The sequence below is a fragment of the Amycolatopsis eburnea genome (assembly GCF_003937945.1).
Lineage (GTDB): Bacteria > Actinomycetota > Actinomycetes > Mycobacteriales > Pseudonocardiaceae > Amycolatopsis > Amycolatopsis eburnea.
Genome location: NZ_RSEC01000066.1, coordinates 268609 through 281546, shown reverse-complemented (window position 1 = coordinate 281546; position 12938 = coordinate 268609). Strand labels below are relative to the sequence as shown.

11 protein-coding genes are annotated in these 12938 nt (G+C 72.6%); 5 read left to right on the top strand and 6 right to left on the bottom strand.

Annotated features, from left to right (window positions below; all coding sequences use genetic code 11):
- Positions 1 to 6: 6 nt before the first annotated feature.
- Positions 7 to 1116: an NDMA-dependent alcohol dehydrogenase gene (locus EIY87_RS47280; RefSeq protein WP_125316647.1), complete on the bottom strand. Its 1110-nt coding sequence runs from the start codon at positions 1114 to 1116 to the stop codon at positions 7 to 9.
- Positions 1117 to 1313: 197 nt separating this feature from the next.
- Positions 1314 to 2921, bottom strand: a complete 1608-nt coding sequence (locus tag EIY87_RS47275; RefSeq protein ID WP_225440457.1) for a sigma-54-dependent Fis family transcriptional regulator — start codon at positions 2919 to 2921, stop codon at positions 1314 to 1316.
- Positions 2922 to 3136: 215 nt separating this feature from the next.
- Here EIY87_RS47275 and mdo point away from each other — a divergent pair, with 215 nt between their 5' ends.
- The 4 genes from mdo (at position 3137) to mftM (ending at position 7945) form a co-directional block, all read left to right on the top strand.
- Positions 3137 to 4429: an NDMA-dependent methanol dehydrogenase gene (gene mdo, locus EIY87_RS47270; RefSeq protein ID WP_125316645.1), complete on the top strand. Its 1293-nt coding sequence runs from the start codon at positions 3137 to 3139 to the stop codon at positions 4427 to 4429.
- A 62-nt stretch (positions 4430 to 4491) separates the two neighbouring features.
- On the top strand, positions 4492 to 5598 hold the full coding sequence (locus EIY87_RS47265) for an AAA family ATPase (protein WP_125316644.1): 1107 nt from the start codon (positions 4492 to 4494) through the stop codon (positions 5596 to 5598).
- The gene (locus EIY87_RS49100) at positions 5598 to 7076 is read left to right on the top strand and encodes a VWA domain-containing protein (RefSeq protein ID WP_125316643.1); all 1479 of its coding nucleotides are present in this window, start codon (positions 5598 to 5600) and stop codon (positions 7074 to 7076) included. Before EIY87_RS47265 ends, EIY87_RS49100 begins: the two co-directional genes overlap by 1 nt.
- Positions 7073 to 7945, top strand: a complete 873-nt coding sequence (gene mftM, locus EIY87_RS47255) for a mycofactocin oligosaccharide methyltransferase MftM (RefSeq protein ID WP_125316642.1) — start codon at positions 7073 to 7075, stop codon at positions 7943 to 7945. Before EIY87_RS49100 ends, mftM begins: the two co-directional genes overlap by 4 nt.
- Before the next feature lie 4 nt (positions 7946 to 7949).
- Here the strand turns inward: mftM and EIY87_RS47250 are convergent, their stop codons facing one another.
- Positions 7950 to 8312, bottom strand: coding sequence for an effector-associated constant component EACC1 (locus tag EIY87_RS47250; RefSeq protein WP_125316641.1), 363 nt, complete (start codon positions 8310 to 8312; stop codon positions 7950 to 7952).
- Between the two features lie 51 nt (positions 8313 to 8363).
- Here EIY87_RS47250 and EIY87_RS47245 point away from each other — a divergent pair, with 51 nt between their 5' ends.
- Positions 8364 to 9770 (top strand): caspase family protein, encoded by a 1407-nt coding sequence (locus tag EIY87_RS47245; protein WP_125316640.1) that lies wholly within the window; start codon positions 8364 to 8366, stop codon positions 9768 to 9770.
- Between the two features lie 4 nt (positions 9771 to 9774).
- On the opposite strand, the gene EIY87_RS47240 is transcribed toward EIY87_RS47245, so the two are convergent.
- The 3 genes from EIY87_RS47240 to EIY87_RS47230 are packed head-to-tail and all read right to left on the bottom strand — an operon-like array spanning position 9775 to position 12927.
- The gene (locus tag EIY87_RS47240; protein WP_125316639.1) at positions 9775 to 10419 is read right to left on the bottom strand and encodes a MadR family response regulator transcription factor; all 645 of its coding nucleotides are present in this window, start codon (positions 10417 to 10419) and stop codon (positions 9775 to 9777) included.
- The gene (locus EIY87_RS47235) at positions 10412 to 11668 is read right to left on the bottom strand and encodes a GAF domain-containing sensor histidine kinase (RefSeq protein ID WP_125316638.1); all 1257 of its coding nucleotides are present in this window, start codon (positions 11666 to 11668) and stop codon (positions 10412 to 10414) included. The genes EIY87_RS47240 and EIY87_RS47235 overlap by 8 nt, the downstream gene beginning before the upstream one ends.
- Positions 11665 to 12927: an iron-containing alcohol dehydrogenase gene (locus EIY87_RS47230; protein WP_225440456.1), complete on the bottom strand. Its 1263-nt coding sequence runs from the start codon at positions 12925 to 12927 to the stop codon at positions 11665 to 11667. Before EIY87_RS47230 ends, EIY87_RS47235 begins: the two co-directional genes overlap by 4 nt.
- Positions 12928 to 12938: the final 11 nt, after the last annotated feature.

Here is a 12938-nt window from a genome sequence, read left to right as displayed (position 1 = left end):
CGCCCGCTACGCGTGGACGATCACGCCGCGGATGTTCTTGCCGTCCCGCAGGTCCTGGTAGCCCTCGTTCACCTGCTCCAGGGTGTACTTGCGGGTCACCAGCTCGTCGAGCTTGAGCTTGCCGGCGTCGTAGAGCCGCAGCAGGCGGACGATGTCGTACTGCGGGTTCGCCGAGCCGAACAGCGTGCCCTTGACCGTCTTTTCGAACAGCGTCAGCACGGCGCCGGACAGGTGCACGGTGAGCTTCTCGGGGTTGGCGAGCCCGGTGATGACGACGGTCCCGCCCTTGCCGACGACGTCGAACGCGGCGCTGACGACCTCCTCGTCGACCGTGCCGACGGTGATGAGCGCCTGGTCGGCCAGCTGGCCCCAGGTCAGCTCGCCGACCTTCTCGGCGGCTTCGGCGGCGGTGGCGAACGCGTGGGTGGCGCCGAGCTTCAGCGCCGTCTCCCGCTTGAACTCCACCGGGTCGACCGCGACGACGTACTTCGCCCCGGCGTGCGCGGCGCCCTGCACGGCGTTGATGCCGATGCCGCCGATCCCGTAGACGACGGTCGTGTCCCCGGCCCGCACTCCGCCGGCGTAGTTGGCGGTGGCCCAGCCGGTGGGCACCCCGCAGCCGACGAGCACGGCGGTTTCCAGCGGCAGCCAGTCGTCGACCTTGACCACCGAGTGCTGGGAGATGGTGGCGCGTTCGGAGAACGTGCCGAGCATGCACATCGCCCCGAAGTCCTGGCCGCCGCCGTGGAAGCGGAAGGAACCGTCCGGCATGTGGCCGTCGAGGATGGTGGCGCCCATGTCGCACAGGTTCTGGCGGCCGGTCGAGCAGTAGCGGCAGGTGCCGCAGTTGGGGATGAAGCTGCACACGACGTGGTCCCCGGGCTGCACCTTGGTCACGCCGGGGCCGACCTCCTCGATGATCCCGGCGCCCTCGTGGCCGCCGATGATCGGGAACCGCGGCACGAGATCGTTGTCGATCAGGTGCAGGTCCGAGTGGCACAGCCCGGCGGCGGTGTATTTGATGAGCACTTCGCCGGGACCGGGCCCGTCGAGGTCGAGCTCCATGATCTCGAACGGCTTCCCGGCGTCGAACAGTACGGCTGCCTTCGTCTTCACGGCCATCTCCTCCACGTGCGGCGGTGCGCGTGCCTCGATTGTGTGGAGACCGCGCGGCGGTGGAGTGTCCAAATCCCGGACACCCTCGCGTCAGCGGCCGGTCGAAGCGCCCCAATGTGGCGTTCGGTGCGTTGGACGCACCGAACGCCACATTGGGTGCGCTGGACGCAACCAACGCCACATTGGGGCGCTCGGGGTCAGCGGACCCGCAGCGCCCGCATCCGGTTGTAGAGCGTGGAGCGGCTGATGCCCAGCTGCTTGGCCGCCCGGACCTTGTTGCCGTCGCACGCGCGCAGGGTCCGGACGATGACGTCGTACTCGGCCTGCTCCCAGCCGGTCAGGGCCGCGCCCGTCTCCGTGCAGTCCGGGGCGAGGTCGGCCGCCGTCAGGTCGCCCGCGGAGCGGCGGTCGGCCGCGGCCGCCAGTACGCCCTCCAGCTCGCGCAGGTTGCCCGGCCAGTGCTGGGACGCCAGCAGCTCCAGCGCCCCCGGGGTCAGCCGCAGCGAAGCGCCGAAGCCGCGTAGCAGCTCACGGGCGATGGCCGGGATCTCGTCGCGGCGCTCCCGCAGCGGGGGCAGCTCGATCCGGCGGTGCACGCGCGCCGCGAGGGTCGCCTGCTCGCCGTGCAGCTCCGCGGGTGGGCCGCTGAGCAGGGCGAACCACGCCGACGACGTGTCCAGCAGTCGGGCCAGGCGAACGGCCGCGAGCGGCGGCAGCAGCTGGATCCCGTCGATCACCAGCAGGCCCCGCGCACCCGCCGCGGCCTCGATCCGCGCGCACCACTCGGCTTCGCCCGCGACGACGTCGGACGCGTCGAAGTCGAGCACCGGCTCGTCGCCGGCGATCACCCGGGCCGCCGTGCTGCGGCCCGCACCGGGCTCGCCGCACACCAGCACCCGCCGCCGGGCGCGGCCGGCGCGGTGGAGGCGGTCCTCGATCGGCGCCGGGAAGAGCCCCCTGGCCGAGCGCGGCCGCGAGACCACCGGGCTGGCCGGGCGCACCGGCGCCAGCTCGAACAGCAGCCCGGCGCTCGCGGACACGGCTTCGACGCGCACCTCCACCGGCGTGCCGGAGGTCAGCCGGATGCGGCGGAGGCCGCGCTGGGTCCGGCCGAGGTCCTGCAGCAGCCGGTGGTCGGCGGAGTCGACCAGCTCGGTCGCCGCGGTGTTGGCCAGCACGACGTCCTGGCCGAGTGCCAGCACCGCGCACGCCCGGTGCTGCACCGACTGGAACGCGGCCAGCAGCTGCTGCTCGGCGAGCTTCGCGCCGTCGAGCAGCCGCCGTTCGATGTCGGCGACCGCGCGCCGCAGGAACGGCCCGAGCAGCGGGTTCGCGTCGCCGGCCGGGCCGGTGATGTCGAGGACGCCGGCCAGCCGCCGCGTCGACGGGTGCACCACCGGGTGGCCGTAGCAGGTGAACTGCTTCATCGCTTCGAGGAAGTGCTCGTCGCCGTCGACGGAGACGCCCCGGCGGGTCTCGAACGGCGTGGCCAGGGAGTTCGTCCCGGTCCGCTCCTCGAGGAACTGGCAGCCGGGCACCGCGCTGATGTTCTCCAGCGCCAGCTCGACCGACCGCTCGGTGAACCGCCGCGCGACGATCCGGCACTCCTCGTCGGCGAGCACGACGCAGAACCGCGTGCCGGCCAGCTGCCGGGCCAGCTCGTCCAGCACGGGCGAGGCGGCCCGCAGGAGCCGGCTGCGGCTGTCGACGTCGGCGATGTCCAGCCGGTCGATCGACGACGCCGGCGAGAGCCCGGACAGCTCCGCCCGCCGCCACGACTGCGCGATCTCGGTCCGCAGGTCCACTCGCACTCCTCGTCGAGCCGCTCGGTGTCCCCGGGCTCCCATCATCACACGGCGCGCAAGCGGGCGGCACCCGTCCGATCGGGCAGGTACCCGCCCGCTCCGGCCGGACGGTTCCGCCCTCCCACCCGGACGGTTTCCGGTGTGAGCCATTTCGGTTGCCCGGTAACGGAAATAGCGTCGCGGAGCACCAAGCCCGTTCGTGAAAGGGACATCCCATGCAGGTCGACGAACTGATCAAGCCGTTCCCGCTCAAGGAGTTCCACCCGATGCCGCGGGCGCTGCTCGGCCCGGGCGCGCACGAGATGATCGGCCCGGAGGCCCTCAAGATGGGGATGCAGCGGCCCCTGGTCATGACGTCGGGCCTGCGCGGCACCGGCATCGTGCACAAGATCTTCGAGTCGCTCAAGTACCACGGCCTCGACCCGGTGCTCTACGACCAGGTGGAGTCCAACCCCAAGGACTACAACGTGATGGACTCCGTCGCGCTGTACCAGGAGAACAACTGCGACGGTTTCGTCTCCATCGGCGGCGGCTCCTCGCACGACGCCTGCAAGGGCGCGCGCATCTCGGTCGCCCACGACGGGCGCAACATCAACGAGTTCGAGGGCTTCAACAAGAGCGAGAACCCCAAGAACCCGCCGCACATCGCCGTCTCGACGACCGCGGGCACCGGCTCCGAGACGTCGTGGGCCTACGTCATCACCGACACCACGACCGACCCGGACAACCCGCACAAGTACGTCGCCTTCGACGACGCCTCCGTCGTCACCCTCGCGGTAGACGACCCGGTGCTCTACTACGACTGCCCGTCGCACTTCACCGCCCAGTGCGGGTTCGACGTGCTCGCCCACGCGTCGGAACCGTACGTCTCCCGGCTCAACTTCACCCCCTCTCTCGGCAACGCGCTGTATTCGGCCGAGCTCGTCGGGCAGCACCTGCGGGCCGCGACCTGGCACGGCGACAACCTGGAAGCCCGTGAAGGCATGATGTACGCCCAGTACACCGCCGGGCAGGCGTTCAACTCCGGCGGCCTCGGCGTCATCCACTCGGTCTCGCACGCCGTGAGCGCCTTCTACGACACCCACCACGGCCTCAACAACGCCATCGCGCTGCCGCGGGTGTGGGCGTGGAACCTGCCGGTCGCCTACAAGCGCTACGCGAAGCTCGCCGGCGCGCTGGGCGTCGACACCACCGGCATGACCGACGTCAAGGCCGCCGACGCGGCGGTCGCGGCCGCCATCCGGCTGCTGCGCGACGTCGGCATCCCGGAGAAGTTCACCGACGTCCGCCAGGACACCCACCCGAAGAACCGGCTCGGCACCGGCCCGACGAAGTTCTACGAGCAGGCGGCCGTGATCAAGGGCGACGACAACGACGTCGACCGCGTGTCGAACCACATCCTCGGGGACTCCTGCACGCCGGGGAACCCGAAGGAGACGACGTTCGAGACCGTCCGCCCGGTCGTCGACCACTGCTTCAACGGCGACCTGGACGACTTCCTCTCCTGAAACCCTGAAACCCGGCCCGCGGGTGCCCCGGCACCCGCGGGCCCGCCTTCGAAGGGACGCCCGTGACGAGTTTCGCTTCGGTCGACGACGTCGCCGCCCGGCTGGCCGAGGTCGGCTACCTCGCCGACCGGCGGCTGGCCACCACCGTCTTCCTGCAGGCCGAGCTGGGCAAGCCGGTGCTGCTCGAAGGCCCGGCCGGGGTCGGCAAGACCGAGCTGGCCAAGGCGCTGGCCGCCGCGACCGGCCGCCGGCTGCTGCGCCTGCAGTGCTACGAGGGCCAGGACGAGACCAAGGCCCTCTACGACTGGGACTACGGCAAGCAGATGCTCTACACGCAGCTGCTGCGCGAGAAGATCGGCGCGATCGTCGAGGACGCGGGCGACCTGCGCGAGGCCGTGGACCGGATCAGCGCCCAGGACAGCGTCTTCTTCTCCGAGCGGTTCCTCGCCGCCCGGCCGCTGCTCGAAGCCGTCCGCTCACCGGAGCCGGTGGTGCTGCTGGTCGACGAGGTCGACCGCGCCGACGAGGCACTCGAAGCCGTGCTGCTGGAAATGCTCGCCGAGCAGCAGGTGTCGGTGCCCGAGCTGGGGACGTTCACCGCCGCGCACCCGCCGTACGTCGTGCTGACGTCGAACAACACGCGTGACCTCTCGGCCGCGCTGAAGCGGCGCTGCCTGCACCTGTTCCTCGACTACCCCTCGGCCGCGCGCGAGCTCGACATCATCCGCTCGAAGAAGACCGGGCTGGCCGACGCGCTGGCCGGGCACCTCGTCGACGTCGTCCGCGGGCTGCGCGGGCTGGGCCTGCGCAAGCCGCCGAGCATCTCCGAGACGATCGACTGGGCCCGCACGCTGGCCGTCCTCGGCGCGACCGAGCTGGAACCCGGCCTGCTCGAAGACACGATTTCCGTGGTCGCGAAGTACGAGAAGGACGTCGAACGCGCGGCCGCGGCACTGCCGAAGCTCGTCGCGGGGGAGGAGGTCGCGGCCGAGAACGAGGGCGCGGCCCTGCGCGGCGAGCGCGACCGGCCCGGGCGGCACGGCCCCGGCTACTACGGCGAGAAGCAGCAGCCGGCGCCCGGCGACGAGCACGGCCGCGTCCGCCAGGTCAGCACCAGCCAGGGCGCGCGGTCGTTCACCGCGAACCTCGGCCGGCCCCGGCGGGCGTGATGGAAGCGACCGTCCACCACTTCGCGCGGCTGCTGCGCGCGGGCGGCGTGCGGATCTCGGTGTCCGAGGTGCTCGACGCGCTCGCCGGGTCCGCCGCGCCCGGGATCCTCGCCGAGCGCGGCCTCTTCCGCGAGGCGCTGCGGACGTCGCTGGTGAAGGACCACCGCGACGACGACCGGTTCGACGAGCTGTTCGACGCCTTCTTCGCCCTCGTGCGGTTCACCGGTGAGCCGGCGCGACGAGCCCGGGACCTCGACGGGTTCACCCTCGCCGACGAACTCGGCCAGCGGCCGCCGCGCGCGGACATGGAGAGCCCGGACGCCGAGGCCGGCGACCTGTTCGACCGGGCGAAGCTGGTCGAGCGCTACAGCCCGCACCCCGAGCTGAACCCGATCGTCCTCGATGACGAGACCACCGACGAGGTCGTGTTCTCCCAGCAGGAAGTGGCTTCGCTGGACGACTCCAACTCCGTCCGGCTCGACGTCGACCGGACGCACGGCGCCGATCCGGGCGCGGTGAGCACCGCGCCGGGTACCCGGCTGGACACCGAGCTGAGCCTCACCGAGCAGGACGCGTTGCTCGGCTGGCTCGACGACGCGGCCGACCCGGGCGGCGACGAGGACGACGCCGCGGCGGTCCGGGCCCGGCTCGCCGGCGTCCTGGCGGGCCTGCCGGAGGCGCTGAAACAGCATCTCGAGTACCTGATGTCGTTGCGGCACACGGTGGAAGGCCGCCGCGTCGCGCCGGTGGCGGAGCTGGGCGGCCGCGAGCAGGACCAGCTGGAAGCCGCGGTGCGGCGGCTGGTCCGGAGCCTGCGGGGCGGTCCGACGCACCGGAAGCGCGAGGCCGCGCGCGGGCGCGTCGACTCGGGCCGGACGATGCGCCGCAACCTGCGCTACGACGGCGTCCCGTTCCGGCCGGTGACGGTCGCGAAGGCGGCGGACAAGCCACGGCTGGTCGTGCTCGCCGACGTCAGCCTGTCGGTGCGCGCGACCGCCCGGTTCACGCTGCACCTGGTCCACCGGCTGCAGGGGATGTTCGGCCAGGTGCGCACCTTCGCCTTCGTCGCGGACCTCGCGGAGATCACCGGGCTGTTCGGGCGCTACCACGTCGAGGAGGCGCTGGGCCGGGTGTTCGGCGGCGACGTCCTGGACCTCGACGCCAACTCCGACTACGGCCGCGTGTTCGGCACGTTCCTTTCCGAGTTCGGCTCGTCGGTGACGCGCCGCACGACGGTGCTGGTGCTGGGGGACGGCCGCGGGAACGGCAACGATCCCAACCTGGCCGCGTTCGAGGAACTGGCCCGCCGGGCCCGCGAAACCCTCTGGCTCACGCAGGAACCGCGCTATTCGTGGGGACTCGGGCAGTGCGACCTGCCGGCGTACGCGGAGTTCTGCGACCGCGTCCGCGTGGTCCGCGATCTGTCCGGTTTGGACAGTGCGGCGGCCGACCTGGCGACGGCGAGGACCGGCCGGTGACCGCCGTCCTGGACCCGCTGGCCCCGGGCCACCGCGGCTGGTGGGAGCGCGGCGAGCTGCTGGTCTGCCACGAAGACGGCGTCGCGGTGCCGAACGCGCTGACCGCCCGCTTGGCGCCGTCGCACGTGACGTCCCATTTCCGGGTCTACGCGCTGGGCCGGCGGACGCTGGTTTCGCACCGCTACCGCGGCGACGAGCTGGACGACGACCTGGCCGGGCACCTGGCGGCCGAGCTGGACTTCCTGGCCGGGCACTTCGAGGACATCTTCACCGGCGTGGTCCGCACGACGGTTCACGACCCGCTGCTGGCGTGGACGGTGTTCTACGCCAACACGTTGGCGGCGTTGCGGCGCCCGGCTCGTTCGGGGGCGATCGCCGCGTTCGCGCCGGTGCACTCCCGGGCGCTGGAGCTGGTGCGGGGCCGGTCGGTGCTGGATCTGGGCTCCTGCTTCGGGTTCTTGCCGCTGCGGATGCTGGCCGGGGGCCTGCGCCCGATCGCGTCGGACGTTTCCGCCGGGACGATGGGCCTGCTCTCGCGCGTCGCGTCCTGGCTCGGCACCCCGCTCCCGGTCCTGACCTGCGACGCGGCGGCGGTGCCGTTGGCGCCGAAGAGCGTCGACACGGTGACGGCGATCCACCTGCTGGAGCACCTGCCCGCCGCCCACGGCCTGGCGGCGTTGCGGGAGATGCTGCGCGTGGCCCGGCGGCGGGTGGTGGTGGCGGTTCCGTTCGAGGCCGAGCCGAACCCGGTGTTCGGGCACGTGCGGTGCTTCGACTTCGCGGCGCTGCGGGAGTGGGGGAGATGTTCGGGGGTGCCGTTCACGGTCTTCGAGCACCACGGCGGCTGGCTGGTGCTCGACGTGGCGTGAGGTCCTACTCCTCGATCTGCCCGTCCGCGAAGAACTCCTCGATGACGCGCTGGTTGTCGTCGGCCGAGGCACCGGTGATCTCGAGGCTCCGGTCGCCGTCGCGGATGACGATCTTGCGCCCGGCCGAGCGCTTCGCCCAGTCCCGCACCGCGCCGGCCAGCTGCAGCAGCACCGGTGACGTGGCCAGCGAGACGACGATCGCGGCGATACCGGCCGGATCCGCCTTCGCGCCCGGCGGCAGCTCGTGGTCGACGGCGAACCGCGCTTCGTCGACGTCCAGGCCGAGGAGCTCTTGACGCAACTGCCGGTGGAGTCGGTCTCGCACCGCGGGATCGTCGTCGCGCACTTCCAGGGAATACGTCGGCACGATGCGAGGATAGCGCCCCGGCACGGGTGCCCGGCGCCCTATGATCCCCCGGTGCCCGGAGCCAGAAAGGCATTGCTGATCGCCACCGACAGCCACGCCGACCCCACTTTCCGCGAACTGCAAGCGCCGCCGCACGACGTCGCGGCGCTGCGCGAAGTCCTCGCCGACGAGCACATCGGCAATTTTGCCGTGGCGGTCGCCGAAAACACGCCGGTCCGGGACCTGCGCGTGGAAATCGAACGCTTCTTCTCGCGTGCGGAACGCGACGATCTGCTGCTCCTGTATTTCTCCGGGCACGGCGTGAAGGACGAGAACGGCGACCTGCACCTGGTGGTCACCGACACCGAACGGGACCTGCTCGAGTCCACCGGGATCGGCGCCGCGTTCGTCCGGCGGCTGATCGACCGCAGCCCGGCCCGCCGGGTCGTGCTGTGGCTGGACTGCTGCTACGGCGGGGCGTTCCCGCCGGGCAAGACCCCGAAAGCGGCGTCGCGGGTGGACGTCCTCGACCAGCTGACCGGCCGCTCCGGCCGGGGCTGCGCGGTGATGACCGCCTCGACGCACCTCGGCTACGCCTACGAGACCCGCGAGGGCCGGGCGGCGTCCGGCGCGCCGGAGCCGTCGGTGTTCACCCGGGTGATCGCCGAAGGCCTGCGGACGGGCGAAGCCGACCTCGGCGGCGACGGCCTGGTCGACGTCGCCGAGCTGTACACCTACGTCCACGACCGCGTGCGGGCGATCGCACCGGCCCAGGCACCGACGCGCAACGACCAGCTCACCGGCGACGTGTACATCGCACGCAGCCCGGCGCCGCGCCGGCCCGAGCCCGAGGCCGCCGAGGAGGCTGCCGTCCCGGCCCGGCACCGGGGCAGGTACGCCCTGGCCTTCGGGGGTGTCTCGGTGGTCGCCGTCGCGGTGGCGGTCTTCCTGGCGAACTCACCCGGCGACCACCGCGGTGCCGCCACCACCCCGCCTCCGCCCACGTCGCCGGGGACGACGTCCGGCTCCGCGGAGCCATCGGGCGTCCCGCACCTGATGTACGCGTCCGGAGACGAACCGGCTTACCCGTACACCTGGGTCGCGCTCGACGTGCCAGCTCAGTTCCAAGGTGGGGAGGGTGCCGACGCGAAGGCGTGGTGGAAGCTGCGGGGCGCCCGCACGCTGCACACCGAATTCCGGATCGATCCCTACTACCTCGTGCCCACGATCAAGTTCAAGGTCGGCGGCACCTTCTCCCCGAACACGAACTGCGGACCGGTCCACGTCGAGGCGCGGGTGGGGGCGCGGAAGATGTCGCGAACCCTGGATTCCCCGGACGCCACCCTGGCCCTGCCGGGCGAGCTTCCGGCGATCGGCACGAACGACACCTTCGCCGTCGACGCCCGGGTGGTCCAGCCCTCGGCGGGCTGCGAGGGCGAGCTGCGGTGGGAGCACATCACCCTGACCCGGGTCCCGTGAGCCGCTAGATCAACGCCCGCTTCGACGCCGCGTAAACCGCTTCCGCCCGGCTCCCCACCTCGAGCTTCCGCATGATGTTGCCGACGTGGAACTTCGCCGTCGTCGGGGAGATGAACAGCTCCGCCCCGATCGCCTGGTTCGACAGCCCCTGCGCCAGCAGCTTCAGCACCGTCAGCTCGCGGTCGGTCAAGCGCTGCGCGTCCGGCTGCGAACGGCCCGAGAGCGTCCGCACCACCGACGTCACGCTGCGCGAGTCGAACGCGGTTTCCCCGCGCGACACCGCTTTGATCGCGTTCGCCAGCGCCGTCGTGTCGACGTCCTTGACCACGTACCCCCGCGCGCCCGCCTGGACCGCGGCCACCACCAGGTGGTCTTCGAGGAACGTCGTCAGGACCAGCACGGCCAGCGAAGGGTAGGCGGCCGTCAGGGACCGGCACAGTGCCAGACCTTCGGAGTCCGACGACGTCGACAGCTTCAGGTCCAGGAGCACCACCGCCGGCCGCCGGTCGGCGAGGACCGCTTGGGCCTCCGCCGCCGTCGAGGCTTCGCCGACGATGCGGAACAGCGGGTCGCGCTCCAGGACCGAGCGCAGGCCCTGTCGCAGGATCGCGTGGTCGTCGACCAGGACGATCGTGATCGGCTCAGCCATCGAGCGGCACCCCCACGACGATCTTGACCCCGCCGATGCGGGAGCGGCGCACCGAGAACGTGCCGCCCAGCTCGCGGGCGCGGGCGTCCATGTTGGCCAGGCCGCGGTGCGCGCCGTCGAGGTCCTGGCCGCCCGCGACGCGCAGGACCCGGCGCAGCACCTCCGGCTCGCCGCAGCCGTCGTCGGACACCGCGAGCACCACCTGGTCCGGGCGGTAGGTCAGGCGGATCAGCGCGCGGCGGGCGTGGCCGTGCACGGCGCTGTTGAACAGGGCCTCGCCGCAGATGCGGAACAGCGAGTGCTCGGCGCCGGCGGGCAGGTCGACCGGCTTGCCGCCGATGCGCAGCTCCACCGCCAGCTCGGTGGGCAGGTGCACGCTGGTCAGCCGCTCCAGCAGCTCGGGCAGGCCGTGGTGCGCGTGCTCGCGGTCGTGGCTCAGCGCGTGGATGACCGACCGCAGCTGGTCGACCGCGCCGCGCGTGAGGTCCTTGGCCACGCCCAGCCGCTCGGCCGCCTCCCCGGTGGCGTCGGCGCGGCACAGCTCGATCTGCATGCCCGCCGACAGCACCGACTGCGTGACGCTGTCGTGCAGTTCGCGCGCGATCCGGTTGCGTTCCGAGTCCAGCACTTCGCGCTGCCGGGCGGCCAGCAGCTCCTGCTGCGCGCGCTCGCTGCGCCGGTGCAGCGACGAGTTGTGCAGCGCCACCACGCTCTGGCTGGCGAGGATCCGCAGCACGGCCTCGTCGGTCGCGTCGATCTCGCGCCCGCGCGGTGCCCACAGCAGCAGCCCGCCGACGACTTCGCGCTCCAGCGCCACCGGCACCCGCAGGTGGCGGCCCGGCTCGCTGCCGGGATCGTCGAAGTCGAGCGCCCCGGCCAGCACCCGGGTCAGGCAGGCGCGCACGTACCCCGGCATCGGGTCCACAGTGGACAGCTGACGGCCGCCGGGGCCGATGATCGTGCACCGCGGCTCGGCTTCCGGCAGCACCGAGTCGGCGACGGCGAACAGCGCGTACTCCGCGTCGACGTGCTCGGCCGCGGTCCGGACGGTCGCGCGCAGCAGGCTGTCCTGCTCCTCGACGGTCCGCACGAGCGTCCGCGAAATCCGGTCCAGCGCGTGGATCACGCCTTCCAGCCGCTCGATCGACGTCACGTACGCCGGGTAGAACGACCGCTTGCCCGAGCGGACCCCGGTCAGCTCGGCGAGGTAGCCGGGCCGGTCGTGGTCGCCGAGCGGGGCGCGGGTCACAGCGCCGCCCGGAACAGCGCTTCGATCTCCGCGACGCCGGCGCCGCGCGGGTTGGTGGCCAGGCAGGCGTCGTGCAGCGTGTTGCGCGCCAGCACCGGCAGGTGCGCGGCGGTGACGCCCAGCTCGCCGAGCCCCTTCGGCACGCCGACGGCGTCGGCGAGCGCGCGCACCTGATCGGCGACGGCGAGGCCCGCTTCCTCCGGCGGCGTGCCGTCGGAAGCCAGCCCGAGCGCGCGGGCGATCGGCACGTACCGCTCGGGGTGCGCGCGGGCGTTGAACCGGACGACGTGGGGGAGCAGCACGCCGTTGATCACCCCGTGCGGCAGGTCGAGCAGGCCGCCGACCTGGTGGCTCATCGCGTGCGCCGCGCCGAGGATCGCGTTGGTGAAGGCCAGTCCCGCCTCCAGGCTCGCCTGCGCCATCAGCAGCCGCGGCGAGCGCTCGGCCGGCCGGTCGATGCTGCGCACGAGGTTGCCGTTGACCAGCGCGATCGAGTTGAGGGCGTGGTGGTCAGTCAGCGGGTTGTGCGCCTTCGACACGAACGCCTCGATGCCGTGCGTCAGCGCGTCCAGCCCGGTCGCCGCGGCCAGCCAGTCCGGCATCGTGGTGAGCAGCCGCGGGTCGGTGACCGAGACGTCCGGCACCAGGGTGCGGCCGATGATGGTGATCTTGGTGTTGTGCGTGGTGTCTGTGACGATGCAGAACTGCGAGACGTCGGCGCCGGTGCCCGCGGTCGACGGGATCATCACCATCGGCGGGATCGGCTGCCTGCTGCGGTCCACGCCCTCGAAGTCGAGGATGTCGCCCCCGTTCGCGGCCAGCAGCGCGACGCCCTTGCCCGCGTCGATCACCGAACCGCCGCCGAGGCCCATGATCACGTCGCACCCGGCCTCGCGGTAGCGCTCGTACCCGGCGGCGATCTCGTGGTCCTTCGGGTTCGGCGTCGGGTCGGCCCACACCGTGGCCACCAGCCCGGCGGCGCGCAGGTGCCCGACCAGCTCGTCGACCCACGGCGTGGCGGACAGCCCGGCGTCGGTGACGAGCATCGGGCGCCGCGCGCCCAGCCGCGCGGCGACGTGCCCGGCCTCGGCCAGCGCGCCTTCGCCGAACATGATTTCGGGGGCGTGGAACTTCGCGATGGTGAGGCCCTCGGGCGGCGTGCTCGTGGCGCCGCACGGCCCGGCGGGCTGGGTGAGCCCGGTGGCGGGCCAGGCGCCGCCGTCGTCGGCCACCCGGGCGGGCCGGCGGGTGAGGACCACGGGCACTCCCG